At 33.3% G+C, this 418-nt stretch carries 1 protein-coding gene; it reads right to left on the bottom strand.

All coding sequences use genetic code 11. From position 1 onward, the window contains the following. Positions 1 to 147: 147 nt before the first annotated feature. On the bottom strand, positions 148 to 418 hold a 271-nt coding region (locus Q1A01_RS23735; RefSeq protein ID WP_299686075.1), incomplete at its 5' end, for a hypothetical protein.

The raw sequence follows: 418 nt of genomic DNA, 5'->3' as shown, positions 1-418 counted from the left end.
AACGGTCTCGTATAACCGTCAGTTACGGGTTAATATACACAGACTTTTCGGTTTAGCATAGGCGTTAGCAATTCCGAATGTATTCGGACGTAGTCGAATCCACCGTAATTGCGGTTATACATTGTTGGCAATAGTTTTTTCATTCCACTATTCATTTATTCTTATGAGCTCATTTGTGAAATCCGAATCTTGGTTTTTTAAAAATAGAGTGTCTTTTTTCAAATTCAGTCTGTAATCCATTATAAAATCCGTTTCTAATTCAGGATCAATGTTTGTCAGTTGCGTATAGTAAATTTTTGTACTGTCATTTTTCCAAGAAAATTTAGTTGTCCTTTCCCAAGCGTTGTAAATCAGAGAATCTTCGAAAAATTTTAATTCAACAATATTTGCGCTTTTGGTAGATTTCCAATTTCCAATT

The sequence above is a fragment of the uncultured Dokdonia sp. genome, from assembly GCF_947492815.1.
In the GTDB taxonomy this organism is placed as follows: domain Bacteria; phylum Bacteroidota; class Bacteroidia; order Flavobacteriales; family Flavobacteriaceae; genus Dokdonia.
This window is presented reverse-complemented; position numbering and strand designations above follow the sequence as displayed.